This window comes from Phenylobacterium sp. LjRoot225 (assembly GCF_964252855.1).
GTDB lineage: Bacteria > Pseudomonadota > Alphaproteobacteria > Caulobacterales > Caulobacteraceae > Phenylobacterium.
On sequence record NZ_CAXUPL020000001.1, the window covers coordinates 1,786,710 to 1,812,280 of the forward strand.

The 25,571-nt window shown below is 68.6% G+C and carries 22 protein-coding genes; 3 read left to right on the forward strand and 19 right to left on the reverse strand.

The genetic code is table 11. The annotated features are described in order from the left end of the window. Complete coding sequence (locus tag ACSQ2B_RS08420; protein WP_436048950.1) at nucleotides 1-1,140, reverse strand: acyl-CoA dehydrogenase family protein; 1,140 nt, start codon at nucleotides 1,138-1,140, stop codon at nucleotides 1-3. After that, on the reverse strand, nucleotides 1,122-2,270 hold the full coding sequence (locus ACSQ2B_RS08425; protein ID WP_436048951.1) for an amidase: 1,149 nt from the start codon (nucleotides 2,268-2,270) through the stop codon (nucleotides 1,122-1,124). The genes ACSQ2B_RS08420 and ACSQ2B_RS08425 overlap by 19 nt, the downstream gene beginning before the upstream one ends. A gap of 41 nt (nucleotides 2,271-2,311) precedes the next feature. Between ACSQ2B_RS08425 and ACSQ2B_RS08430 the strand changes: the two genes are divergently transcribed. Continuing rightward, nucleotides 2,312-2,995, forward strand: coding sequence for a MarR family winged helix-turn-helix transcriptional regulator (locus ACSQ2B_RS08430; protein ID WP_436048952.1), 684 nt, complete (start codon nucleotides 2,312-2,314; stop codon nucleotides 2,993-2,995). A 288-nt stretch (nucleotides 2,996-3,283) separates the two neighbouring features. On the opposite strand, the gene ACSQ2B_RS08435 is transcribed toward ACSQ2B_RS08430, so the two are convergent. The 6 genes from ACSQ2B_RS08435 to ACSQ2B_RS08460 form a co-directional block, all read right to left on the reverse strand. After that, a complete protein-coding gene (locus tag ACSQ2B_RS08435; protein WP_436048953.1) occupies nucleotides 3,284-4,090 on the reverse strand; it encodes an SDR family oxidoreductase in 807 nt (268 codons plus the stop codon). Nucleotides 4,091-4,198: 108 nt separating this feature from the next. Then, entirely contained in the window at nucleotides 4,199-5,131 is a 933-nt protein-coding gene (locus ACSQ2B_RS08440) for a TIGR03619 family F420-dependent LLM class oxidoreductase (protein ID WP_436048954.1), read from the reverse strand. After that, the gene (locus ACSQ2B_RS08445; RefSeq protein WP_436048955.1) at nucleotides 5,128-5,556 is read right to left on the reverse strand and encodes a Zn-ribbon domain-containing OB-fold protein; all 429 of its coding nucleotides are present in this window, start codon (nucleotides 5,554-5,556) and stop codon (nucleotides 5,128-5,130) included. Before ACSQ2B_RS08445 ends, ACSQ2B_RS08440 begins: the two co-directional genes overlap by 4 nt. Further along, nucleotides 5,556-6,758, reverse strand: a complete 1,203-nt coding sequence (locus tag ACSQ2B_RS08450; protein ID WP_436048957.1) for a thiolase C-terminal domain-containing protein — start codon at nucleotides 6,756-6,758, stop codon at nucleotides 5,556-5,558. Before ACSQ2B_RS08450 ends, ACSQ2B_RS08445 begins: the two co-directional genes overlap by 1 nt. Then, nucleotides 6,755-7,969 carry a CaiB/BaiF CoA transferase family protein gene (locus ACSQ2B_RS08455; protein ID WP_436048958.1) on the reverse strand — a complete coding sequence of 405 codons (1,215 nt, stop codon included), beginning with the start codon at nucleotides 7,967-7,969 and terminating at the stop codon, nucleotides 6,755-6,757. Before ACSQ2B_RS08455 ends, ACSQ2B_RS08450 begins: the two co-directional genes overlap by 4 nt. A gap of 1 nt (nucleotide 7,970) precedes the next feature. Continuing rightward, nucleotides 7,971-9,290, reverse strand: coding sequence for a CaiB/BaiF CoA transferase family protein (locus ACSQ2B_RS08460; RefSeq protein ID WP_436048959.1), 1,320 nt, complete (start codon nucleotides 9,288-9,290; stop codon nucleotides 7,971-7,973). 219 nt (nucleotides 9,291-9,509) lie between these two features. Between ACSQ2B_RS08460 and ACSQ2B_RS08465 the strand changes: the two genes are divergently transcribed. Next, nucleotides 9,510-10,295, forward strand: coding sequence for a FadR/GntR family transcriptional regulator (locus ACSQ2B_RS08465; protein WP_436048960.1), 786 nt, complete (start codon nucleotides 9,510-9,512; stop codon nucleotides 10,293-10,295). Between the two features lie 7 nt (nucleotides 10,296-10,302). Here the strand turns inward: ACSQ2B_RS08465 and ACSQ2B_RS08470 are convergent, their stop codons facing one another. From ACSQ2B_RS08470 to ACSQ2B_RS08520, 11 genes are all read right to left on the reverse strand, one after another. After that, a complete protein-coding gene (locus tag ACSQ2B_RS08470) occupies nucleotides 10,303-11,643 on the reverse strand; it encodes a spinster family MFS transporter (RefSeq protein ID WP_436048962.1) in 1,341 nt (446 codons plus the stop codon). 77 nt (nucleotides 11,644-11,720) lie between these two features. Then, entirely contained in the window at nucleotides 11,721-14,009 is a 2,289-nt protein-coding gene (locus ACSQ2B_RS08475) for a TonB-dependent receptor (RefSeq protein ID WP_436048963.1), read from the reverse strand. 208 nt (nucleotides 14,010-14,217) lie between these two features. After that, nucleotides 14,218-15,225: an NADP-dependent oxidoreductase gene (locus ACSQ2B_RS08480; RefSeq protein WP_436048964.1), complete on the reverse strand. Its 1,008-nt coding sequence runs from the start codon at nucleotides 15,223-15,225 to the stop codon at nucleotides 14,218-14,220. Nucleotides 15,226-15,233: 8 nt separating this feature from the next. Next, nucleotides 15,234-16,313: a phosphotransferase family protein gene (locus ACSQ2B_RS08485; RefSeq protein ID WP_436048965.1), complete on the reverse strand. Its 1,080-nt coding sequence runs from the start codon at nucleotides 16,311-16,313 to the stop codon at nucleotides 15,234-15,236. A gap of 10 nt (nucleotides 16,314-16,323) precedes the next feature. Then, a complete protein-coding gene (locus ACSQ2B_RS08490) occupies nucleotides 16,324-17,067 on the reverse strand; it encodes an SDR family NAD(P)-dependent oxidoreductase (RefSeq protein ID WP_436048966.1) in 744 nt (247 codons plus the stop codon). Between the two features lie 67 nt (nucleotides 17,068-17,134). Further along, entirely contained in the window at nucleotides 17,135-18,307 is a 1,173-nt protein-coding gene (locus ACSQ2B_RS08495; protein ID WP_436048967.1) for an amidohydrolase family protein, read from the reverse strand. 125 nt (nucleotides 18,308-18,432) lie between these two features. Continuing rightward, nucleotides 18,433-19,695 (reverse strand): acyl-CoA dehydrogenase family protein, encoded by a 1,263-nt coding sequence (locus ACSQ2B_RS08500; RefSeq protein WP_436048968.1) that lies wholly within the window; start codon nucleotides 19,693-19,695, stop codon nucleotides 18,433-18,435. A gap of 44 nt (nucleotides 19,696-19,739) precedes the next feature. Then, complete coding sequence (locus ACSQ2B_RS08505) at nucleotides 19,740-20,882, reverse strand: thiolase family protein (protein WP_436048970.1); 1,143 nt, start codon at nucleotides 20,880-20,882, stop codon at nucleotides 19,740-19,742. Next, nucleotides 20,879-21,319, reverse strand: a complete 441-nt coding sequence (locus ACSQ2B_RS08510) for a Zn-ribbon domain-containing OB-fold protein (protein ID WP_436048971.1) — start codon at nucleotides 21,317-21,319, stop codon at nucleotides 20,879-20,881. The genes ACSQ2B_RS08505 and ACSQ2B_RS08510 overlap by 4 nt, the downstream gene beginning before the upstream one ends. Nucleotides 21,320-21,398: 79 nt before the next feature. Then, nucleotides 21,399-23,135, reverse strand: a complete 1,737-nt coding sequence (locus ACSQ2B_RS08515; RefSeq protein ID WP_436048972.1) for a class I adenylate-forming enzyme family protein — start codon at nucleotides 23,133-23,135, stop codon at nucleotides 21,399-21,401. Between the two features lie 38 nt (nucleotides 23,136-23,173). Beyond that, complete coding sequence (locus tag ACSQ2B_RS08520; RefSeq protein WP_436048973.1) at nucleotides 23,174-24,373, reverse strand: acyl-CoA dehydrogenase family protein; 1,200 nt, start codon at nucleotides 24,371-24,373, stop codon at nucleotides 23,174-23,176. A gap of 121 nt (nucleotides 24,374-24,494) precedes the next feature. Here ACSQ2B_RS08520 and ACSQ2B_RS08525 point away from each other — a divergent pair, with 121 nt between their 5' ends. Further along, on the forward strand, nucleotides 24,495-25,565 hold the full coding sequence (locus ACSQ2B_RS08525; protein WP_436048974.1) for an acyl-CoA dehydrogenase family protein: 1,071 nt from the start codon (nucleotides 24,495-24,497) through the stop codon (nucleotides 25,563-25,565). The last annotated feature ends 6 nt before the right edge of the window (nucleotides 25,566-25,571 follow it).

Genomic DNA, 25,571 nt, shown 5'->3' on the forward strand with positions numbered 1-25,571 from the left:
TCAGGGGAAGCCGGGCTGGCCGTCGCCGCCCATCAGGATGCGGCCGGCGATCTGGCTGTGGCCCTCCGACAGGAAGGCGTGCTGGGCCACGACCATGGCGTCGCGCACGCGGCGGGACAGCGGGTGGGCGGCGTAGATGCCGGAGGTCCCGGCCAAGCGGAACATGGCCTGGGCCACGTCGGCGCCGGCGCGGGCCGCATTGATCGAGGCCAGGCGCAACAGGGTGACAGCCTGCGGGCTCGCGGGCCGGCCGGCGCAGGCCGCCGCCCAGATCTCTTCCGTCATCTCGTAGAACCAGGCTCGGGCCGAGCGCAGGCGCGCCTCGGCCTGGGCGACCTCGATCTGCGCCTGCGGCCGGTCGGTGAGCTTGGCGCCGCCGACGATGGAGACCTTGCCGCCGAGGCGGCCGGTTAGCTCGTCGATGGCGCCGCGCGCCACGCCCAGGCCCACCACCGCGAGAACCTGGGCGGCCAGCGCCATCGCCGGATAGCGATTGATCGGCTCGTCCAGCGTCGGCTTGCCGCCGCGGATGAAGGTCCAGGCCTCCGGAACCAGCACGTCGTCGACCAGCAGGTCATGGCTGCCGGTGCCCTGCAGGCCGATGACGTCCCAGTTCTCCTGGATGATGACCTGCGACGCGCGCATCACGACCATGCGCGGCAACCCGCCCGTGTCGTCGTCCGGCACGACGACGCCGACGCCGATGAGGTCCGCGCCCGGGCTGCCGCTGGCGAACCGCCACCGCCCCGACACCCGCAGACCCTGCGGCGTGCGCGTCGCCGGCTGGGGCGGAAACAGGCCGCCAGCGAAGACCACGTCGGGCCCCTCGGCGTAGATCTCGCCCAGGGTCTCCATCGGCAAGGCGGCGAGGTAGGTGGCCGCCGCGCCGAAGCTCGCCACCCATCCCGCCGAGCCGTCGGCCACGGAGATCTCCTCGATCAGCCGGCAGAACTCGGCCGGCGACTTGCCGTCACCGCCGAACTGCGGAGAGACCAGGGCGCGATAGACCCCGATCTTGCGGAACCGCTCGACCATGTCGCGGGGGACGCATTTGCGAGCTTCGAATTCGGCGCTGCGTGCGCGCACTTCGGCCGTTAGCGCCTCGATCGGAGCCGGATCGGTCATGGCCTGGGGCCGCATGGCGTGCTCTCGGCATGTATGGTGATGACGTTGGAGACGCGCTGCTCGAAGAGCTCGGCGAGCACGCAGAGCCGCTCGTCCTCGCCCTTGCGGCCGACGATCTGCAGCCCGATCGGCCGCCCCGATGGCGCGCGCAGCGGAATCGAGATCGCCGGGTGGCCGCTCAGGTTGAAGGGGCGGACAAGCGCCGTGATCCGCAGGATGGCGCTAGCGTCGGCGGCCTGAGCGCGCGTCGGCGGGAACGTCGGCAGCGTCGGCAAGACCAGGGCGTCAACCGCCTCGAGGGCTCGGTCCACCTCGACGGTGAAGGCACGCCGGACTTTTTCCGCAGCGGCCACCTCGGACGGCCCGATGCGGGCGGCCGCAGACAGGCGCGCGGCGACGTCGCGCCCAAGGCGGGGATCCTCCACGTGACGGCCGTAAGCCGCCCAGGCCTCTGCGGCGATGATCGTGAGGCCCGCATCGAAGGCCTCGGCGAGCCCGGCCAGGGTCGCGGGGCGTAGGGCTAGGCCGCTCGCCAGGGCCGCCGCCGCGACGGCGGCGGCGACCTCCGGATCGGCGTCCGTGGCCAACAGGCCTAGCGTCGACCCGCTCGCCTCGCCAACCGCACAGATGGAGGGGTCGAGCATCGCCATGGCCTCGGCCAGCATTCCCGCGCGGCCCGCCAGCAGGCCAACGCAGTCCAGCGAGCTTTCCGCCGGCGTCACGCCGGCCCGGCTCAGCCGGCCGAAGCTGGGCTTGAGACCGAACACCCCGCAGCAGGCGGCGGGCATCCGCACCGAACCGCCGGTGTCGGTGCCGAGCGCGAAATCCGCCAGGCCAGCGGCGACGGCGGCAGCCGATCCGCTCGACGAGCCGCCCGGTATCAGGTCGGGGAAGCCGGGGTTGAGCGGCCCCTCGCCGTCGGGCGTGAGGCCGGTCACGCCATAGGCGAACTCGTGCATGGCGGCCTTGCCCACCACCCGGCAGCCCGCCGCCAGCAAGGCCTCGACGACATCGGCGTTGCGGCGCGCCGGGGCGACGTCCGTCCGCGCCCGGCTGCCCAGGCCGGTGCGGGTCCCGGCGATATCGATGCAATCCTTGACCGCGACCCGCAGGCCCGGACCGCCGATCCCAAGGACTTCCGTCAACGGTCCCACAAACGCCTCCAGCGCCGTCGCTGCTAAGGCCGATGATGGAAGAGTCACGTGAATATTCAACTATCGTCGTGCGTGATGCGCGCGATTTCGAGACCCTGCCCAAACCCTGGGCGCCCGGCCAGGGTGTCGCCGACACCCTGGCCGGGGAACCGTCACTCAACTCGACGGCGGATCATTTACTTGAATATTCATCTTTCTTGTGGGACGGTCCGATGGAATCCCGGGGAGTGCTCATGAGTCGAAGGGTGGCTGGCCCAAAGAGCAGGACCCTGGCGCCCACCCCCGACGACGCGTCCTTTGCGCACGAGTCCTGGCCGTTCTACTGGCTGACGCGCGTAGTCGCCCTCTACCTCGAGGAGCTGCAGCAGGCTCTGAAGCCCGCCGGCCTCGACGTGCCGCGCTGGCGGGTGCTGATGTCACTGCATGGCCAGGACAGCGCCAGCGTCAGCGAGATCGCCGAACACGCGATCGTCAAACTGCCGACCATGACCAAGATCGTGCAGCGCATGCAGGCGGACGGGCTGGTCGCATGCCGCCCGCGCGAAACCGACGGCCGGGTCACCGAGGTGGTGCTGACCGCCCACGGCCTGGAAGCCCGGCGCCAGGCCTGGGACATCGCCACGCAGGTCTATGCACGCGCCTTCGAGGGCGTCGCCGGCGACGAGGTGCAAGGTTTGAACAAGCTCCTCACGCGCATCTTCGACAACCTGAATTGAGGCAGCGCCGGCGACGTTCCGTCTCCGAACGTCCCCTAAGGGTCACCCCACAAGACGCCAACCCACCGGATCGCGCTCGAGCGAAGCCCAGCGAAAGTGGCGGCGCGTGTGACAGACCCTGCACAGGAGACTACCTAAGGACTTGAAATCAAAGGCCTGTCATATGTGGGCAGCTTAGCCTTAGGAACCGCCAAGATCGAGAGCGCGACGCCAGCGGTCGTCAGTCCCAGACCAGGACCTCGCAAGTGGCGAGCTCCATGGCGTCGTGCAGAACGCGTTCGATGATGATCAATCTGCCCGGCGCTCCGGCGGGCGCCTGGCAATTGGTTTCGCGCGCAAACGAGACATCCCGGAAAGCCAGCGATCGTAGTCGCTCGCCTTGCGAAGCATGTATTCGGCGACCTGGCGGTGCGGCAGGATCAGGAAGCGCTCCATTTCCAGGCCTTCGACGACACAGTCCGCGACCTCTTCCGGGGTGAGCACGCCGTCACTGACAGCCGGCGTCTCCATCACATCCTGCACCATCGGCGTCGCCACGCCTTGTGGGCACAAGATCGATACACGGAGACCACGGTCGCGGTAGGCGATGGCGAGGCTTTCGGCAAATCCGATCGCGGCGTGTTTGGTCGTGCTGTAGGGGCCGCTGCCGAGCTGGGTGAGCAGGCCCGCCGCCGAGATCGTGTTGAGGAAATAGCCGTCACCGCGGGCCGCCATCCGCGGTCCCAGAGCGCGCGCCGCGTAGATGTGGCTCATGACGTGGACGCACCAGCTGAGCTCCCAGTCGCGGTTTGGCGCGGAGGCTGGATCGTCCGGATCCGGGTCGTTCAGCAGCACGCCGGCGTTCGAGCAGAACAGGTCGATCGGGCCGACCGTCGCTTCGGTCTCCTCGACGAGTTGCGTGATGTCGGCTTCCGAGCCGACGTCGCAGCGTCGGGCTATCCCTTGGACCTCAGCGGCGACGGCGTCGGCGTTCGCCGCGTTCAGGTCGGCGACGACGATGCGGCGGGCGCCCTCGCGGGCGAAGCGCTGGCACAGCGCTCGGCCTATGCCCGAGCCTCCGCCGGTGACGACCACGACCTTGCCTTCGACCCGCATCAGCTGCGCCCTCCGGCTGAAAAGCCGTTGTTTTCGGTGAAAAGCGCCGCGGTCGGGGCCGCGGCGGCGGAACAGGCGCCCAAGCCCTTCGCTACGCCTCGCGTCGGGTCAAGCGACGGCTTCTGCCCGTGCAGGCGCCGCGGCCAGGCCCAGATTGCCGGCCACCGCTTCCAGGCGCGCGACTTTGGTGTCGAGGGGCACTCGCGGATCGTTCGGCCAGACGTCGGGACCCCACAGGACGACGTTCCGGAACCCCTCGCGGACATAGGCCAGAACGTCCTCGGGCTCTGGCGTATGCGGCCGCACATAGTACTCGAAAGGCCGGTTTTGGGTCCCCTGCGCCGTGCGCGCGGCCTCGATGGTCTGACGCAGCTGCAGCGCTTCGGCGAGGGTGATCTTGGCGGAGTTGATCCAGGCGTCGGCGACGCGGGCCACCCGCCGAAGCGCCGGGCCGGAGTTGCCGCCGCACACCAGCGGCACCCTCACAGGATGCGGTGAAATCTGCAGCTCCTCGAAATTGAAGTGTTCGCCCTGGTGGCTGAAGTAGCCGCCCGCCCAGGCCTTGCGCAGGATCTCGATCGTCTCGTCCAGGCGCGCGCCGCGCTGCTCGAAGGGCAGGTCGAACGCGTCGAACTCCTCGCGCAGCCACCCCGCCCCCGCCCCGAGGCGGAAACGCCCGCCGGACACGTCGTGCGCCGTGATCGTGGCGCGCGCCAGCAGCAGCGGCTGCATCATCGGGACGATGCAGATCGCCGTGCCGATCTTCAGCCGCTTGGTCGCGCCCGCCACGGCGCCGAGCAGAAACCACGGATCGTAGATCCTCACCTCGTCGCCGATGATCTCCTTGTCGCGCGCGTCGTTCCTGTCGGCCGGCGTCTCCTTGCGCGACGGGTGGTGGCCGACGTAGGCGCGCGGGCTGGCGTAGTGCTCGCCGAACCAGAGCCCCTCGAAGCCAAGCCGCTCGGCGTGCTTGGCGAGCGCAAGAATATCCTCCGGCGCATAGTTGTAGGTGGTGATACCGAAGCTCGGCTTGTCGGTCATCGCGTCCCCTCCGGAATTTCGATCGCGGGCTTCCATTGCGGAAGCGTCGGACCGTCAGGTCCAAGCCGCTCGAACCAGACCTCCATCGCCATGCCGAGGGCGAGCTCCGGCTCGCCGTCCAGGCGGCCGAGCAGCCGAACGTCGGGCTGTTCGTCCAGCTCGACGACGACCAGGGTGTAGGGCGCCGGGAAATCCGGATGGATCTGGCGCACCACCGTCGTCCAGCTGAACAGCCAGCCCGCGCCGCTGGCGGTCTTCCAGTCGGTGTTCCAGCCGCCGCAGTGGGGGCAGTGCGCCGTCGGCGGCTGCAGGCCGCGACCGCAGTCGAGGCAGCCGCGGTAGACCAGCCGGCCTTCCGCCGCCGCGGCGAAGAAGGGACCTGTCTCGCGGTCGTCCACATTCGGCAGGATGGTGCGCTCGCTCATCACGCCGCCTTCCGGAAGAGGACGCTGGAGCCGACCGGCAAAGGACCGCCGGTGCACAGGCAGAGCTCGGCGCCGTCGATCTGCATATCGGCCTCCCCGCGCAGCTGACGGACGGCCTGCACGATGTGGTTCATGCCGTGCACATAGCCCTCGGACATGTGGCCGCCGCCGGTGTTGATCGGCAGGCGGCCGCCTTTCTTCAGCGCCCCGGAGGCGGCGAAGGGCCCGCCTTCGCCCTTCTCGCAGAAGCCATAGGCCTCGAGCTGGAGGATGACGCTGATGGTGAAACAGTCGTACAGCTGGGCGATGTCCACCTCCGCGGGTCCGACGCCGGCCCGGCGCCAGAGTTCGGCCCCGGCCTGGCGCCCACCGAGCTCGGTGGGATCCTGCCGGGTGACCACGGGAAACATCATCCCCGGGCGATGGTCCTGCGGGACGCCGCCCGCCACCGCGCGGATCAGCACCGGTGGCCGCGGCAGATCGCGGGCGCGCTCGGCCAGGGTGATCACCACGGCGCAGGCGCCGTCCGATTCCAGGCAGAAGTCGAACAGCCGCAACGGCGAGGAGATCATCGGCGAGGCCAGGTAGTCGTCGAGCGTCAGGCGCCGGTCGGCCATGATGGCGTGGGGCGTCTGGTTGGCGTGCTCGCGGCAGGCCAGCGCCACCTCGGCCAGTTGCTCAGAGGTCGTGCCGAACTGCATCATGTGGCGGCGCGCCACCATCGCGAAGGTCTGGCCGGCGGTCTGCAGGCCATAGGGGACGTAGAACTCGTCGTAGGTCCCGAACCCGCCGACCGCCTCGGGCTCGACCTTGCGCCCTCGTCCGCCGAGCCGCATCTCGGAGCGGCCGTTCAGCGAGCGGAACGCCAGGACCGCCTTGGCCTGACCGGACATCAGCGCGCCGATGGCAAGGCCCATCATCATGCAGGGGGCGACGCCGCCCGGACCGGTGTCGGCCCAGTAGCGCATGTTCACAGCGCCCAGGGAGGCCGCCAGGGTGTAGGGCGTCACCGTGTCGTGGTCGCAGCGCACGACGCCGTCGATGTCGGCCGGCGTCAGGCCGGCGTCGGCGATCGCCTTCAGCGACGCCTCCGTGGCGAGAGATAGGACGCTGCGGCCAGAATCGCGGCTGAATTCGGTCTGGCCGATCCCCGCGACGGCGCACTTGTCGCGTCCGGCGAAGGCGAGTTCGTCATCGATCATGCCCGCACCTCCTCGATCGTTTTCACCGCGGCGCCGAGCACTTCGGCGGTGTGCTCGCCGAGCCGGGGCGCGGCCGTGCGCGGGACCTCCTCGAAGGAGGAGAACCGGTAGATCGGACCGGGGTAGACCACCTTGCCCACCCCTTCGTGCTCCACCTCCTGGAAGAAGCCGCGGGCCTGCAGGTGCTCGTCGGCGAACAGGTCCTCCGGCGCGTTGAGCACGCCCACCGGCAGGCCCGCCGCCTGGCCGTCGCGGTAGGCGTCGTGGCTGTCCTGGACCAGGAAGAAGCACTCCACCAGCTCCTGCACCTCCTGGAAATGCGCCTGGCGATAGGCGATGTCGCTGAACGCCGGCTCAGTGAGGTGGACGGCCATGTCCTTGGTCTCCATCCACCTGACCAGGGCGTTCCAGGCCTTCGGCTCCGACAGGATCAGGGCGAAATAGACGTAGCGGCCGTCGGCGCACTGGAACAGGGCGGGCTGGGTCGGCGAGGGCTGCGCGTGGCGGCAGGTCTGCCGGTGCACGTTGATCCTGGGATAGAACCAGTAGGGGTTGGCGAGCTCCACGTTCACCGCGCAAGCCTCGTGCATCGAGACGTCGAGCAGCTGGCCGCGGCCGGTCTTCTGGCGGTCCAGCAGGGCGAGCATGGCCCCGATCTGCGCGAAGCTCGCGGCGCTGTGGTAGCCCTGGTTGCCCCCCGGCCGGATCGGCGGGATGGCATGGTCGTCGTACCCGCAGCTGATCAGCGGCCCGCCAGCGGCGAGCGCCACCAGGTCGCTGGACTTGTAGTCCGCCCACGGTCCGGTCAGGCCGAACGGCGTCACCGAAAGCACGATCAGCCGCGGATAGGTCTGCGTGAGCCCGTCGAGCTCCAGGCCGAGCGCCTTCAGGGCGCGGGGCTGCAGGGTCGAGACCAGGATGTCGGCGTCGGCGAGGAGGTCCTTGAGCGCGGCCATGCCCTCGGCGCTGCCGAGGTCCGCCGTCACGCTCTTCTTGTTGGAGTTGTAGCACCAGAAGTTGAGGCTGGAATCGGCGTCGGCGCGGCCGGCCGCGAACGGCCCGACCTGGCGGGTGGGCGAGCCCTCCGGCGGCTCAAGCTTGACGACCTCGGCGCCCAGCCGGCTGAGCAGCAGGCTGGTGAACTCGCCGCCGATGTCGTCGGCGACCTCGACGATCTTCAGCCCGGCGAGGGCATGTGGGCGCTCGGCCATCTCAGATCGCTCCCTCGGCGCTCAGCTCTTCGAATTCGTCCTCGGAAAGTCCGAGCAGGGACTTGAAGACATGGGCGTTGTCCTCGCCCAGCAGCGGCGCCGAACGCCATCGGTCCTCAACCGTTCGGGAGAACTGTATCGGCGTGCCTTCGAACCGAGCCTCGCCGATCACCGGATGGTCCATCTCGAAGAAGAGCCCGCGACCGGCGATCTGCGGGTCGTGGTCGTTGGTGTCCTCGGCCGTCTGGACGGCGCCCGCCGCCACGCCAGCCGCCTGCAGGGCGTGCATCAACTGATACCGGTCCTTGTCCAGGGTCCATTCGGCGAGATGGGCGTCCAGCGCCTCCTGATTGCCGAACCGACCGGCCTGGGTGGCGAACCGCGCCTCCGCGGTCCAGGCGGGACGGCCCATCACCGCGCATAGCCCTCGCCATTCTGCGTCGTTGAAGACGGCGATCGCGATCCAGCGATCCTCGCCGATACAGGGATAGACCCCATGCGGCGCGGCGTTCGGATGCTCAAGGCGGTTGCCGATCGGGAAGGATCCGTCCCGCGTCGAGCGGCCGTTCGCGGTGACCTCCAGCAAGACCGGTCCCAACAGGTTGATCCCCGCCTCCACGGCCGAGACGTCGATCTCGGCGCCGTCGCCGGTCAGGTTTCGGTGGTAGATCGCGGTGAGGACGGCCGCGGCGTTGAAGAAGGCCGCCTCGTTGTCCATGTACGACAGCCCCCAGCCGGACGGCTCCTGCCCCGGCAGGCCGCTGATGTAGGACAGGCCGCTCACCGCCTGCACCACCGGGCCATAGCTCTTGTATTCCGCGTGCGGACCGGTGTGGCCGAAGCCGCTCATCCGGCCGTAGATCACCGAGGGCGAGAGTTCCCGCAGATGTTCGTAGGTGAGACCCCAGCGCTCCATCACGCCGGGAGCGAAGTTCTCCGTCACCACGCTGGAGGCGGCGATCAGCCGTTCGGCGAGCGCATGCCCCTTCGGGTTGCGCATATTGATGGTCACGCCGAGCTTGTTGCGGTTGTAGTTGTTGAACAGCCCGCCCTTGTTCGGATCGGGGTTCGCATCCTCTTCGCCGTAGGTCCGGGGATCGTTCTTGTAGATCGGCAGGCGGCGCGGCATGTCGAGACGATTGCGATCCTCGATCCGGATCACCTCGGCGCCGAAGTCGGCGAGCAGGCGGGTGGCGCAGGCGCCGACGCCCATCCAGCAGAAATCGGCGACCCGTACGCCCGCGAGCGGCCCCTGCCGGGGACGCGGCGCGCGTGACGCCGGCGACTTGTCGGCCAAAGAACTCGCCGCAACGCTTTGCATGAAACGCCTCAGCGCCCGTCGGGCGCGCTCCCTAAGCCGGAGCTTGCTCTCCGGTCCGTGCTTGTTTGGGCAAGTCCGTTATAATCATCATTATGAACTCGCACCGAGAGCTGTCAACCATTGGACTGGCCGCGGACGGCGTCCAATGTGTTAGGAGATCTTAGTCAGGAATTGGATTTCGGCGGCGATGGCCGCGGGTTCGAGAGGGAGATCGGTCGTATGGCGTCGCGTCGAGTGCAGGCTGAGGTTGCGCCCGAGCCGATCAAAGGCGTGGCCCGCAGGCCGGTCAGCTGGGAGCTCGGCCGTCGGACGCTGAAGACCTCGGAAGTGGTCGCGCTGGAGATCGTGCGGGACATCGTCGCGCAGGAGCTCAAGCCGGGCGACCGGCTGCCGCTGGAATCCGAGATGCTGGTGCAGTACCGGGTGAGCCGGTCCTCTCTGCGCGAGGCGTTGCGCCTGCTCGAGGTCCAGGGGCTGATCGTCATCCGGCCCGGCCCCGGCGCAGGCACCGTTGTCGGACGCGTCGTTCCCGCCAACGTCGCGCGCACCCTGACCCTGCATCTGCATATGCTGGGCGCGAACTACGAACAGCTGCTCGAGGCCTGGATCGAGGCCGAGCCCATGCTCGCCCGCCTTGCGGCGCGCAATCCGGACCGCAAGCGCGTCAACGAACTGCTCAGTCCCTTCCTCGAGGAAGATCACGCCTGGGCCGTCCGCGAAGGCCTGATGTTCCACGACATCGTCGGCGAACTGGCCGCCAATCCGGTGCTCTCGCTGACGCTCCAGCCGATCGGCTACATCGTCACCGAACAGGTCCTCACCAGCGCCGAGCGCGGCGAGCTGGAAGAGCACATCGTCCACCATCACCGCGACGTCGCCGAAGCCATCATCGCCGGGAACGAGGACCTCGCCGCCGAGCGGATGCGCGAGCATATCCGCCACGAGGTGGCGCACTTCAAGTCGCTCTGGCCGCTGAAGATCGGCGACAAGGTGCATTGGCGCTGAGCCGGTCCTAGTTGGGAACCGCCACGGCCGCAGCTTCAACCTCAGCGTCGGCTTCCGCCGGCGTTCTCTCATGCAACGGACGCATCTCCCGGCGCAGATGCAGGCTGGAAAGCCAGAACAGCGCCGCTGCGCCGGTCGCCGGGATGACCACCGTCGCCAGGGCGTAACGCAGAGCGTTGTCGCCTAGGCCGAAGCGGTCGGCGAAGAGGTCGCTCAGCGCGCCGACCACCGTGGGACCGACGCCGATGCCGACCAGGTTGACGACCAGCATGTAGACCGCCGCGGTGAAGGCGCGCATGTCTGGCGGCGACAGGGTCTGGGAGACCGCGTTTCCCGGCGCGGAATAGACGTTGACCATGGTCGCCGGAATGAACGAGCAGACCAGCGACACGCGAACATCGCCCGTCAGGTACTGCACCAGGGCGAATGGAACGGTGAGCAGGGCGGCGATCGCCGGGACGCGCATGTACCAGCTGACGTCGCGGAGTGAGAGCCGCTCGGCCAGCGCGCCGCCCAGGAAGATTCCCACCGCGCCGCCGAAGCCGGTGGACAGAGCCAGCCAGGTGGCGACCTCGGCGATCGGCATCGCGTGGACGCGGCTGTAGAAGGGTGCGTTCCAGGAGGACATCGCGATCTGCGCCCAGGCCTGCAAGGCCTCGCCGAGCGCCAGATAGCGGAACGAGCGCAGCCCCCAGAGCAGGCGCAGGGCTTCGGGGACCGAACGGCGGCGCAGCGGAGCCGCAGTTGGCGCATCGAAGCGCCCGCGAGGCGGCTCCTTCAGCAGCAGAAGAATCACGGGCGCCATGACCAGGCCGCTCAGGCCCACGATGATGAAGGTGTCGCGCCACCCGAGTGCGGCGGTCAGCTTGCCCCCGAAGGCGAAGCCCAGCATCCCGCCCAGCGGGAGGGCCAGCCCCCAGACCGCCATGGCGACGGCGCGCCGGTGGCGCGGAAAAAAGTCTGAGAGCAGGGATTGCGAGGCCGGCACGCAGCCCGCCTCCCCCACAGCCACGCCCACCCGGCAGGCGAGCAGGGTCCCATAGTTGACCGCAAGCCCGCTCGCCGTTGTCATCAGGGTCCAGACGGTCAGCGCCGCGGCCAGCACATATTTCCGCGCCACCCGGTCGGCCAGCCGCGCCAGCGGCAGGGCAAAGGTGCAGTAGAAGACCGCGAACGACAGGCCGGTCAGGGCGCCGAGCTGGGTGTCGCTCAGATCGAGGTCCTGCTTCAGCGCCACCTGCATGATCGAGAGGATCGTCCGGTCGACGTAGTTGAACAGCGCCACGACGAACAGCAGGGCGAGCGCAAACCAGCTGTAGCGGAGCGAGCGGGGCGATGAGCTGGTCATGGCGGGCCGACCTGATCTGCCGCGCGGGACGCGGCGGTGGAAGCCGCCCGGCGGAGCCGCCGGGCGGTTTCGGTGAGTTACTGGAACTTGTAGGTGAACGTCGCCCCGACCTGCCGCGGCGGGTTGATCACGCCGCGGTCGACCTCCCGAAGGCCGGCCGCGAACTCGGCGGTGGTCAGGTAGTAGAAGTAGTAGTTGGCGGGCGCGGACATGTACCAGCGGTTGGTCAGGTTCTTGCCCCAGAGCTGCAGCCGCCAGGAGCCGCCGACCGGTTCATAGGTCAGCGAGGCGTTGAGGATGCCGTCCTTCTTCGTGAACGGCCGGGCCAGCGGCTGGCCCCCCAGGCGATAGTTGGTGGGGACCACCTCGGTGGTCGAGGCCCACTGGGCGTCGACATGGGCGCTGAGATCGCCCCCCCAGGCGCTCCAGGCATAGTCGGCGAACAGCTTGAGGTCGTTCATCGGCACGAATGGCACGCGGTTGCCGCTGCAGTCGGCATTGCCCGCCGCGCAGCCCGGGAAGGAGCGGTACTTGGCGTCGGTGTAGGCGTAGTTGGCGCCGATCCGCAGGCCATCAAACAGGGCCGCGACGGTCTCCAGTTCGACGCCCTTGACCCGCTGGGTGCCGGCGTTGGTGTCGGTGAGCACCGGCCCCACCAGGGAGCGGACCTGCAGGTTCTTGGTGTCGGCCTGATAGACCGCGGCGTTGATCGAGAGCCTGCGGTCGAACAGCTTCACCTTGGCGCCGGCTTCGTAGCTAGTGCTCTTCTCCGGGTCCAACGGGGTGACGGCGGCGGCGGGATTGGTGCTGGTCAGCGACCAGCCGCCGCCTTTGAAGCCGGTGGACACTCCGGCGTAGAGCAGCGCGTCGTCGGTGGGCTTGAACTCGAGGATGGCGCGCGGCGTCAGGCGCCGCCACGTCTCCCTGAAATGCACGTCGAACGGCGCGCCGTAGAAGACCGACCCGTTGGCGTGCCGAGTGTAGCCGTTCTTCTCTTCCAGCGTGTAACGGGCGCCGAGCGTCAGAGCCAACTGGTCGGTGACGTGGAACTTGCCTTCAGCGAAGGGCGCGATGGTCATGACATGGGCGTCGCCGGTGACCGTCTCGTTCTGCAACCTGCCTCCCGTCAGAACGCCGAGGAATTGGCCGGGCACAGTGCCGTTGAAGCCGAAGGTGATCGACTTCTTCAGGTTCTCGAACCCGTAGTAGAGGCCCGCCACATATTCGAACCGTCGTCCGCTGGGCGAGGTCAGCCGGAATTCCTGGCTGAACTGGAACTCCTTGCTCTCGTTGATCGAGTTGCTGTTCATCGGCAACGGACCATTGTCGCCGTCGTCGCGATAGAAGGAGTCCAGCGTCCGATAGCTGGTGATCGAGGTCAGCGTGCCCAGAGGCTGATCCCAGTCCGCCCGCACCTGGCCCGCGACGATGTTCCGCCGGTTCACGCCATCGACGTCCTGGAAGACGTCCCAGGGGCTGGATGAAATCGCCTGGGCGTTGGCCACCACCGCGCCCTGGCCGAAGAACCGGTAGCCCGAGGCGAACATGTTCTCGTGATTGTACTGCACGAATGCGGTCAGCCTGAAATCATCGGTCGGCTGCCAGAGCAACGACGGCCGGATCGCGTAGCTCTTCTGGTCCGACAGGTTGTTCCCCGTCACGACGTTGTGCATGTAGCCGTCGACGTCTTTGACGCTGTAGGCGATCCGCGCGGCCGCCTGATCGTTGATCGGCAGGTTGAAGAAGCCCTGGCTCTCGAAGCCGGAGGAGCCGTGCCGGCCGTAGGTTTCCGCCGTGACGCTCACCTCGCCATGGGTGTCGCCCAGCTTCGGCTTGTTGCTGGTGATCTGCAACGCCCCGCCCACGACGTTGCGGCCGAAGGTCGTGCCCTGCGGGCCGCGCAGGATGGCGATCTGCTGGAGGTCGAAGAAGTCGGCGCTGAATGAGGCGAGCGTGCCGTAGTAGATGTCGTCCATGAAGATCGCGACCGGCAGTTCCAGCGCCGGCGCATCGTTGGTCGTGCTCTGACCGCGGATCTGCACGTTGGCCGTGCTCTGGCCCTTGGTGCTGACGAAGGTCGCGCCGGGAACCATCGAGGGCAGGTCGCTGAAGTTGCCGAGGCGCGCGGCCTTGACCTGCTCGCCGCTGATCGCCGTCACCGCGACCGGGACCTTGCTCAGGGCCTCCTCGCGACGGGTAGCCGTGACGATCACCTCGCCCAAGGTGTTGGAGGCAGGCGCCGCTGGCGGCTGGGCCGCAGGCTGGGCCGTGGCCGGCGTCGCCATCAAGCCCAGGCCCGTCAGCAGCGCGGCTGTGCTCGCGCCCCAGGCAAGCGAACGGGTACGTGGAATCCTCTTGGTCCGCATGTGTGTCCTCCCCAGGACCTGTGTTCGGCAGGTGAGGACGGATGTGAGCGGACCTGGCGCGGCCGATTGGGCCGCGAACCCCTACGGAGCCAAACCTGGCCCCGTCGCCCCTCACGCGTCCTCCCTACCTTATTAGTACAATGATGATCATCATTATCAGGAGTTGTCGTCAAGCGCCGTCGCGACGGCCGGCGCCGGCGCCCAGCGCCTAGGCGACTTTCAAGAGCTGCTTGCCGATGTTGCGGCCCTCGAACAGCCGCCGCAGCGTCGAGGGCGCGTTCTCGAAGCCGACCTGCACGTCCTCGCCGAGGATGAGTCGGCCGGCCCGCAGCCAGCCGACGAGACGCCGGTCGGCCTCGGGGTAGTCGCTCTCGTACTGCGGCATCAGGAAGCCCTGGATCGTCGCCCCACTGAAAACGACGTTGAAATAGTTCCGGGGTCCTTCCGGCATCTCAGGACTGCGCGGATCGAAATTGTAGCGGGAGATCGCGCCACAGATGACCACCCGCGCCTTGAGGGCCAGTTGCGCCAGGGCGGTGTTGAGGATGTCTCCCCCGACATTGTCGAAGAAGATGTCTATGCCGCCGGGCGCGAGCTCGCGCAGCCGCGTGCGCACCTTCTCGTTCTTGTAGTCGATGGCGGCATCGAACCCGAGTTGATCGGTCAGGAAGGCGCATTTCTCGGGCCCGCCGGCGATGCCGATCACCCGGCAGCCGGCGATCTTGCCGATCTGGCCGACGAGCGAGCCGGTGGCGCCAGCTGCACCGGAGATCACCAGGGTGTCGCCGGCGACCGGCTTGCCCACCTTCATCAGCGACAGATAGGCGGTGCGTCCGGTCGCGCCGAAGATCGACAGCGCGGCGCTGGCCGGCACTTCGGGCGGAAGCTTCCAGACCTCCGCGGCGGGAACCGTCGGCTGCTCCTCCCAGCCGATCATGCCCCAGACAATGTCGCCGGCGACGAAGGCCGGAGCGCGCGATTCCGCGACGACGCCGACGCCCAGGCCCGGCATCACCCCGCCGATTTCGACCGGCGCCACATAGGTCGCGAGGTTTTCCATCCAGCTCTTCTGGGCGGGGTCGAACCCAAGATAGAGGGTGGTCAGCCGGACCTCGCCCTCGCGCGGCGCGCGCACCGGCGCCTCGACCAGCTCGAAGTCGCCGTCCTCCAACGGCCGCCCCGAAGGCCGCCGCGCGACCACCCACTGGCGTTGCATGTCAGATCTCATTCGATTGCTCCAGCTTCCCGAGCGCAGGCCCAAGCGGCTTCCGCCAGGGGACGCACCCGCGCCGCCTGCTCCGCCGCGCCGGCGGCCGCCGCGTTTCCCTGCAGGGCCCGGGCCGTGATCCCCTGGACGATCGCCGCGACCCGGAAGAGGTTGTAGGCCTTGTAGAAGGCGAGGTTCTCCAGCGGCGGGCGCCCGACCCGCTCGCAGTAGCGGGCCACGTAGCTCTCGAGGTCGGGAATGCCGAGGGCCGCGAGATCCAGGTTCCGCAGCGTGCCGCGGGCGTCGCCGTCGTCCGGCCGGTACCATTCCATGGCGTGATAGGTGAGATCCCCGAGCGGGTCGCCCGTGGTCGAGAGCTCCCAGTCCAGCACCGCGACCACCTTCGGCTCGGTCGGATGGATCAGCAGGTTGTGGAACGAGTAGTCCCCGTGGATCAGGCGGGTTTCCCCGGCCGGCGGCGCGGCGGCCGGAAGCCACGCCATCAGCCGCTCCATCGCCGGGATCTCCTCGGTGCGGGAGGCCTGGTACTGCTGGCTCCAGCGATTGATCTGCCGCTCGAAATAGTTGCCGGGCCGGCCGAAGTCCTCGAGGCCCGCGGCGACCGGGTCGACGCTGTGCAGCTGCGCCAGGGTCGCGTTGGCGGAGTCGTAGACCGCCGCGCGGTCGGCCGGCGTCAGGTCCGGCATGGCGCTCATCAGGAACACCCGCCCGGGAACGTGGCGCATCACATAGAAGGCGGACCCCAGCACGCTGTCGTCCTCACAGAGCGCAAGCGGCTCCGGGACCGGGAAACCGCACTCGAACAGGGCGCGCATGACGCGGTGCTCGCGGTCGACCGCGTGAGCGGACTTCAGCAGAACGCCCGGCGGCTTGCGGCGCAGGACGTACTTCCGGGCGGGCGTCGAGAGCAGATAGGTCGGGTTCGACTGGCCGCCCTCGAACTGCCGGACCTCCAGCGGCCCCTCGTAGTCCGCGATCATGTCGCCCAGGAACTGGACGAGACGGGCTTGGTCGATGCGGTGGGCCGGCTTCACCTCCACCGTCTCGCCGAGGTATTTCTGCGCAGGCGCGTTCATCCGGGCCTCCTCACGGCACGCCGCCGTCGAGGCGGATGATCGCCCCCGTTGTGAAGCTCGAGCGGTCGCTGGCGAGATAGAGCGCCGTGGTGGCGATCTCCTCGGGCCGTCCGATGCGCCTGGCCGCAGCGGGCGAGGTCCGGTTCACCTCCTCGGCCCAGGATTCGGCGATGTCGGTCCAGAAGGGGCCGCACTGGATGGCGTTGACCCGCACCTTGGGGCCGAATTCCAGCGCGTGGTCCTGGGTCATGATGTTCAGAGCCGCCTTGGCCCCGGCGTAGACCGGGTACTCGGGGCTGGGCTTCTGGGCGCCCAAGCTGCTGATGTTGATGATGCAGCCGGAGCCAGCCTGGACCATGCGGTCGCCGATCAGGGCGGAGAGCCGGAACGGCCCCTTGAAATTCACCGCCACGGTCTTGTCGAACATCTCTTCGGTGATCTCCGAGGAGCGCGGCGCGACGGGGGCTATGCCGGCGTTGTTGACCAGCACGTCGACCCGGCCGAAGGCGTCGTAGGCCGCCTCCACCAGGCGCGGAAGCTCGTCCCACTTGCCGACATGGCAGGCGACCGCCAGGGCGCGGCGGCCCAGGTCGCGCACCTCCGCGGCGACCGTCTCGCAGGGCTCCAGCTTGCGGCTCGAGACGATCACGTCCGCGCCCGCGGCGGCGAAGGCCTTGACCATCTCATAGCCCAGGCCGCGGCTGCCGCCGGTCACCAGCACGACCTTGCCGGTCATGTCGAAATAGTCGGCCACCTCGCCTCCCCTTCCGGCTTGAAAAAGAGGGCCGGGCGCCGCCCAGCCCAGTTTCCTCAGGGGAGGATCAGTCGAGGTGGTAGATGCGGGCGGCGTTGCTGTGGACGATCTTGCCCACGTCTTCGCGCGCAACGCCCTGGAACACCTCCTCCATGTAGTCGCCCGGCGCCAGGGCCGAGGTGGCGGGGCCGGGGCTCATGCTGGTCGGGTGCGGGAAGTCCGTCTCGTAGAGGATGTTGTCCGCGCCGAGGAAGTCGATGGCCGGCTTCAGGCCCTGCTCGAACCAGAAGCAGCCATAGATCTGGCGCTTGAAGTACTCCGAAGGGAGCAGCTTCATATGCGGGTTTTCCTTGTGCGCCCCGCAGTTCAGCCACTGGTAGTCCAGGCCCTGCAGCAGGTACGGCAGCCAGCCGACGCCGCTTTCAACCGACACGAAGTTGAGCTTCGGGAAGCGCTCGCAGATGCCGCCGCAGGTGATCTGCGAGATGATCTTGCCGTTGTCCATCGAGAACAGGGCGCCCATCGAGGCGAAGGCCGCGTGCCGGCCGATGCTCTCGTGCATCATGTCGAAGTACCACATGTCGCCGGTGCCGATGTGGAAGTTGATCGGCAGGCCCATGTCCTGGGCGGCGGCCCACAACGGATCCCACTGCGGGTCCGTAAGCTTGGGCAGCCCGAAGTGCTCCGGCTCGCCGCACATCACCAGGCCCTTGTGGCCGAGCTTGGCGCAGCGCTCCATTTCCTTGAGGGACAGCTGCACATCCCAGAACGGCAGCGCCATCTGCGGAACCAGCCGCTTGGGGTCGACCGAACTCCACTCCGTGAGCCAGTCGTTGTAGGCCTTCACGCACAGCAGCATCAGCTCGGAGTCGCCGAGCGCCAGATAGCGGCCAGCCCCGAAGCCGGCGACGTTGGGATAGAGGATCTGCGCCCAGATCCCGTACTCGTCCATCTTCTTCAGGCGCGGAGCAGCGGCGTAGAGGGCGGGATCCACCTGCTCCAGCCGCTGCGGGCGCTTGGGCGGATATTCGTGCCAGCCGGCCATGGCGGCCCCGGCAGCGGCCGTCGTGCGCTCGCCGCCGAAGAACCAGGCGTCTTCGTTGTGGTTGGGGTCCCATTTCACGTGCGGAACCTTGTCGCCGTACTTCGCCACCGAGATGCGCGACGTCCACAGATCGTAGGGTTCGATCACGTGGGTGTCGGTGTCGACGACTTTGAAGTCCTTGATGATTGCGTTCACTTGGTTTCCTCCGATGGACCCTGGGCAGCGGGCTCCGCCCTGGCTGTTGGGTCGCTAATTTATGATGATGATTAGCACAATCTTGGCGGCCGCCAAGCGGAATCCCTTCGCCTCGAAGAAAGACGTCAGGCCGCCTGACCGGGCGCGGCGTTGGCGTATTTGCGCAGCTCCAGCCGCGCCACGGTGCGGGCGTGGACCTCGTCCGGACCGTCGGTGATGCGGTGGATCCGATTGTTGGCGTACAGCTCGGCCAGGCCGAAATCCGCCGTCACGCCGGCGCCTCCATGGGCCTGGATGGCGTCGTCGATCACCTTGCAGGCGATGCGCGGCGCCGCGACCTTGATCATGGCGATCTCGGCGCGGGCGCTCTTGTTGCCGGCGACGTCCATCATGTAGGCCGCCTTGAGACAGAGCAGGCGGCACATCTCGATGTCGATCCGCGCCTCGGCGATGCGCTGCTCCCAGACCGAGTGCTCGGCGATCGCCTTGCCGAAAGCCACGCGCGACAGCAGCCGCCGGCACATCATCTCCAGCGCCACCTCGCAGGCGCCGATGATCCGCATGCAGTGATGGATCCGCCCCGGCCCCAGACGGCCTTGCGCGATCTCGAACCCGCGGCCTTCCCCCAGCAAGATGTTCCCAGCGGGCACGCGGACGTTCTCCAGCAGCACCTGGGCGTGGCCCCCGTGCGCCTCGTGCTCGTAGCCGAACACCGGCAGCATGCGCTCGACCGTGATCCCCGGCGTCTTCGGATCCACCAGGATCATCGACTGCTGATTGTAGGGACCGGCGGTCGGATCGGTCTTGCCCATCACGATGTAGACGTCGCAGCGCGGGTGGCCCGCGCCGGACGAGAACCATTTGCGCCCGTTGATCACATAGTGGTCGCCGTCCCGTTCGATGCGGGTCTCGATGTTGGAGGCGTCGGACGAGGCGACCGCCGGCTCGGTCATCAGGAAGGACGAACGGGTCTCGCCGCGCATCAGCGGACGAAGGTAGCGGTCCTTCTGCGCCCGGGTGCCGTAGCGCATCAGGACTTCCATGTTGCCGGTGTCCGGCGCCGAGCAGTTGAAGACCTCGGAGGCCCATCCGACCTTGCCCAGGATTTCGGCGACCGCGGCGAACTGCAGGTTCGACAGCTGAACGCCCTCGAATTCGAAGGTGTCGTCCACGTGGACGTGGCCGCTGTGCGGCGGCATGAACAGGTTCCACAGGCCCTCAGCGCGGGCCTTGGCCTTCAGCTCGTCGACGATCGGCACCGCCTTCCAGCGGTCCCCTTCCCGCTCCTGCCTGTGATAGAGCTCGTCGTTCGGATAGATGTGCTCGTCCATGAAGCGCTGGACGCGCGCGATCCACGTCCGGGTCTCGTCTGAATGCTCGAAAATCATCGGCCGGGCCCTCCCCGAGAGCGTTGTTTTTGTTTGTGTACGGATCAGGCTTCCAGGATGACGACGGCCGAAAGGCCCGGCGCGCCGTAGACCTGGCTGTAGGCGAGGCGCGCGTCCGGCGTCTGACGCCCTTCGGCGCGGCCCCGAAGCTGCTGAACGTTTTCATGGACCTGGCGCAGGCCCGAGGCGCCGATCGGCTCGCCGCAGGCCAGGCATCCGCCGTCGGTGTTGATCGGCAGGCGCCCGCCCAGGCGGGTCGCGCCGTCCGCCACCAGCCGCTCCTGCTCGCCGTCCTGGCAGAATCCGTTCTCGGCCATGTGCATGATTTCCGCCCCGCTCTCGGTGTCCTGGATCTGGGCGACGTCGATCTCGTCCGGCCCGACGCCGGCCATGTCGTAGGCGGCCTTGGCGGCAAGCTGAGTCGGCGACGGGCCACGCTCGACGTCCAGCGACGGCGAGAACACCTCGAACGAGCCCGGCACCCGGGTCCGCACCGCCGCGCCGCGGACCTTCGGACCCGAGAGCCCGAGTTCGCGCATCTTGCGGTCCGAGGCGAGAATGAGGGCGACGCCGCCTTCGGCGGGCGAGCAGAACATGTACTGCGTCAGAGGATCCGAGATCATCCGCGAGTCCATGATCGCCTGCAGACTGATCGCCTTGCGCCGCCAGGCGTGAGGCGCACGTACGCCGTTCTCGAAGGCCTTCTCGGCGACCCGGCCCAGCGTCACGGGGCTGATCCCATGCAGCCCCATGTACCGGGTGATCTTGTTGGCGAAGAACTGGGTGGTGAGCATCAAGCCCAGCTCGCCGTACCACTCCGGCAAGCCCCAGTCGGCGGGCATGGCGTTGAAGGCGCCGCGCGGATGCTTGTCGAAGCCGACGACCACACCCAGGTCGAACTCGCCCGACTTGATCGCCCAGTAGCCGGACAGCAGGGCCGAGCCGCCGGCCGCGCAGCCGTTCTTGACGTTGATGAACTGCATGCCGGTCAGCCCCAGGCGCGGCATCACCGCGTCCGCGTTGCCGGCGGCCTCCGAGCCGCCGAACCCAAACTGTATGTCGGACCAGTCCAGGCCGGCGTCGGCCAGCGCCTGGCGGACGGCGAACACGCCCTGGTCCAGGCCGGTGAGGTCGTCATGCCGGCCAAAGGTGTGGATCCCGGCGCCAACGATGTGAATGTCGGTCATGCTGCGTCTCGCAAGGCGGTCGCCCCAGAAGCGATAGGCGTGAAGGCGTAGGCCAGGACGGTCTCGCCGCTGGCCTTGCGGAAGGGCGTCAGGATCAGGCGCATGGCCTGGCCGATGTGGAGGCTCGAAAAGTCCGAGACCTCGAACCGGCCCTCGACGATGACCTCCCCGGGCAGCTCGACGTAGCCCAGGGCGAAGGGCTGGAAGCTCTCCTCGTCGTCGGCCCCGGCATAGGGCTCCTTGGGCCGGAAGCGCTGGACGGTGAACGACCACAGCACGCCCTCGGACGCGAGGCGGACGCGGTCATAGAGCTGGCCTTCGGGGCCGCCGGGGCACGGGAAGACCATGCGCCCGTCGCTCCGTCTGCGGCCGCCGATCAGGTGCGGAACCCCGTCCACCACCTCGAACAGGCCTTCCGCCACCGGCGCGGTCTCCATCCCGGTCCTCCACATTCTAATTTATTACGATGATTATGAGAGTCTTGGTCGTGAAATTCAACTGCGTCAGCGCCGGCCGTCATGCGAGCTTCGGAACGTCGCTGCCCTCCCACGCCAGCGCCTGGCGCAACTCCGCCTTGAGGAGTTTGCCGTTGAGATTTCGCGGCAGCGGCTCGGTCCGGATCTCGAAGCTCGCCGGAACCTTGAAGGGCGCGAGCCGCGACTGCAGAAAGGCCCGCAGCTGCGGGTCCGTGGCCGCCCGGCCTGGCCTGAGGGTCACGAAGGCCACCGGTTCTTCGCCGAGCACGCGGTGCGGCCGCGCGACCAGGGCCGCCTCGAGCACCGCGGGATGCTCGGCCAGGGCGTTCTCCACCTCGACGCAGTAGATGTTCTCGCCGCCCCGGATCACCACGTCCTTGAGGCGGTCGACGATGGAGACGAAGCCCTCGGCGTCCATGCGCGCAAGGTCGCCGGTCCTCACCCATCCCGCCACGAAGGCGGCGCGGGTGGCGACGGGATCGCGCCAGTAGCCCTTCACCACCTGCGGGCCGCGGTACCAGAGCTCGCCGATCTCGCCCGGCGGCAGCGACTCGTCGGTTCCCGCGCGCGTGATCTTCACCTCGCCGACCGCGACCGGCGGCCCGCAGCTGCCCGGTCGATTCGCGTAATCCTCAGCGGAGTGGGTGGTGGCCAGGCCCGAGGTCTCGGTCATGCCCCAGCCGTGGCCAGCGGTCGCGCCCGGCAGGGCCTCGGCGATCCGCCGCGCAAGCTCCGGCGGCGCGGCCGACCCGCCGTATCCGAGGCTGGCGAGGCAGGAGAGGTCGAAGCGTTCCCGCGACGGGTGTTCGATCAGCTGCAGCACCATGGCCGGCACGCCGATCCACCAGCTCAACCGCTCCTGGGCGATCAGAAAGATGGCGCGCTCGGCATCCCATCGGCGCATCAACACCAGCTTGGACCCCGCGTAGAGACAGGGCGCGAGGATGGCCAGGCAGCCGGTGACGTGAAAGAGCGGCACGGTCAGCAGCGCGCCACCCTGGGGTTCGGCCGCCGGAGTCGGGACCGGCTCGCCTCTTCGCAGATGGACGCGCGCGGCCGCGCTCGCGGCGGCGATGATGTTGGAGAGGATGTTGCGATGGCTGCCGAGCGCGCCCTTCGGCCGGCCGTTCGTTCCGGAGGTGTAGAAGATCGTCGCGTCGTCTTCCGCGGCGAGCTCGGCCCCCGGCAGATCGTCATCTGGAAGCGCCGGCCAGGCGGCGGGCGGACCGATGATCTCCTTCAGCCGCCTCGCCCCGCCGACCTCCCCATCTGCGCGGACGACATAGATCCGCCGAAGGCCGGAGGCGGCGTCGCCGGCCACGATCCGCGCGAGCCGCTCTGCATCCACGACGGCGAAGGCTGCGCCGGAGTCGGCCAGGGCGTAGTCCAGCTCGGCGGTCGTCCACCAGCCGTTGAGCGGCGTCACGATCGCCCCGACCGAGGAGGCGGCGAAGAAGGCGACCGCCCACTCCGGCAGGTTGCGCATGGCGATGGCGACGCGGTCGCCCTTGCACACGCCGGCCTCGACCAGCGCCCTGGCGAAGGCCGCCGTCGCGCGATGGAAGCCGTCGAAGCTGACGCGCTCGTCGTCCAGCACCAGGAAGGTGCGCTCGCCATGGCCGCGCGCGATCGCCAGCAGCGTCCGGGTCGTCGCCGGCGCCGTCTTCCAGACCCGCATCCGGGCGCCGCCGATTTCGATCTCCTCGATCTCGAACGGCGAGCCGGGCGCGGTCAGCCGGGCATGGGCCTCGGCGATGCTCATGGCCGGGAAGCTCATGGCGCGCCTCTCAGGCTAGGAGCCATGCGCGCCATCGCTCAGAGACCGAGCACTGTCTTGGCGATGATCGTGCGTTGAATCTCATTGCTGCCGCCGAAGATCGTCCAGGCGCGATTGTTCAGGTAGGTCGCCGCGGCGACCTGGGCGGCCCGCGACAGAACTGGCTCCGGCGCGGCCTCGCCGTAGAGCGGCCGCTCGTCGGGTAGCTGCAGCGCCGCGTAGCCGTGCATCTTGAGCCTGAGGCGGCTGACGTCCTGGCGCAGGTTGGAGGCGATCAGCTTAGCCAGGGAGCTCTGGGCGGAGGCGCGCCCCTGCGCCGTCTCCGCAAGCACGCGCAGCTCGGTCACCTCGAGCGCCTGGGCCTGGAATTCCAGCGCCGCGAGCTCGGAGAGGAAGAGCGGCTCTTCGCTGATCGGACCACCGCTGTCGCCGGGAACCGCAGAGGCTTCGGCGCGCAGATCGGCCAGTTCCATCAGCAAGGCGGGCGCATGGCAGCTGCCGCCGCGCTCGTTCTCCAGCAGGAACTTGGCGATCGTCCAGCCGGACCCGTCCTCGCCGATCATGTCCTCGGCCACGACATCGTCGAGGAAGACCGCGTTCACCTCGTGATCGCCGGAAATGCTGAGGATCGGACGCACCTCCACGCCGGGCTGGCGCATGTCGACCAGCAGGAAGCTGATGCCGGCTTGCGGCTTGCCCTCCGGCCGGGTGCGCGCCAGGCAGAACATGTGGTCGGCGTAATGGGCGTGGGTGGTCCACAGCTTGCCGCCGTTGATGATCCAGCGGTCGCCGTCGTGGATCGCCCGCGTCTGCAGGCTGGCCAGATCGGATCCGGAGCCGGGTTCGGAAAAGCCCTGGCACCAGTAGTGCTCGCCAGAGAGGATCCGCGGCAGATAGTGCTGCTTCTGCCGCTCGGTCCCGAACCTGTGCAGCACAGGCGCGAGCAGAGCGAGACCGAGCGCGGCCAGCTTCGGCGCGTGCGCCAGCGCGCACTCCTTCTCGAAGATGTAGCGCCGGACCGGATCCCAGCCGACGCCGCCGTAGCCCTTCGGCCAGGCGTAACCCAGCCAGCCCTTCTCGTTGAGGATGCGCTGCCATTCGCGGCCGATGTCGGGTTCGGCGAAGACCGTCGGCGTCAGGCGCGCGCCCGCCCTGAGCTCCGGCGTGAGCCGCTGCTCGAGGAAGTCGCGAACCTCTTCACGAAAGGCGCGCTGCTCGGCCGTGAACTGCATGTCCATGACCGAAGTCTGCAGAAACCGGCCGGGCGGTTCGCCTGACCAAAAGGAGAGGAGCACTCGGGCCGGTCGCGTGAAAACCTCCGATCAAGCCGCTCCAGCGCCCCCTTACCGACACGAGGCCATGAACTTCGAACTGAACGACGACCAGCGGATGATCGAGAACCTGGTCGAGCGGTTCACCGCCGACCGCTACCAGCCCGGCCGCCGCGCCGCCTATCGCGCCCTGCCGGAAGGTTTTTCGCCGGAGAACTGGAAGCTTCTCGGCGAGGTCGGGATCCTGCCGCTGCTTGCCGACGGGCCCGAGGAGGTCGGCGGCGGCCCGGTCGAGACCATGGTGGTGATGCAGGCGCTCGGCCGCTCGCTCGTCGTGGAGCCCGTCCTGAATGAGATCGTCGCGGCGGGCGCCATCCTCGCCAAGGCCGCGACGCCCGCCCAACGGGAGCGGTGGCTGGAGCCGCTGCTGTCAGGCGAGTCCCACCTGGGCTTCGCCTTCGCGGAACACCCGGCCCGCTTCTCGCTGGAGCGCCTCGAGACCGTTGTGCGATCCGGCCGACTGACGGGCCGCAAGACCTGCGTCCCGCATGGCGCCGAGGCCTATGTGGTCAGCGCGGTCGAGGACGGCGTTGCGCGGCTTTACCTGGCGCCCTGCGACCGCGACCGGATGCAGACGCGCGCCCTTCGCCTGGTCGACGGCTCGCTCGCCTGCGAGCTCGAATTCGACGGCGCGGCGGTCGAACCCCTGGGGCTGAGCCTGGACGATATCCAGCCTGTGCTGGACCGCGTCCGGCTCGCCGCGAGCGCCGAAATGCTCGGCGTCATCGACTTCGCCTTTGCCGCGACGCTGGACTACGTGAAGGTCCGCCGCCAGTTCTCGGCGACGATCGGCAGCTTCCAAGCGATCCAGCATCGCCTGGCCGACCTCTACGCCCTGAAGGAACAGGCGCGCTCGATGCTCTTCCGCGCCGCCCTGGCGTCACCCTCGGAACTGAAACCAGCGACGGCCGCGGCCAAGGCCTATGTCTCGCGGGCTGCGCTGCGGATCACCGAGGAGGCGATCCAGCTGCACGGCGGCATGGGCATATCGGACGAGCTCGAGGTGGGCGCCGGCCTGAAGCGCGTCCTGGTTCTGTCCAGCCTGTTCGGCGACGCCGACCATGAGACGTCCCGCTACAACGCCCTGCGGGCGGCCTGAGGACCC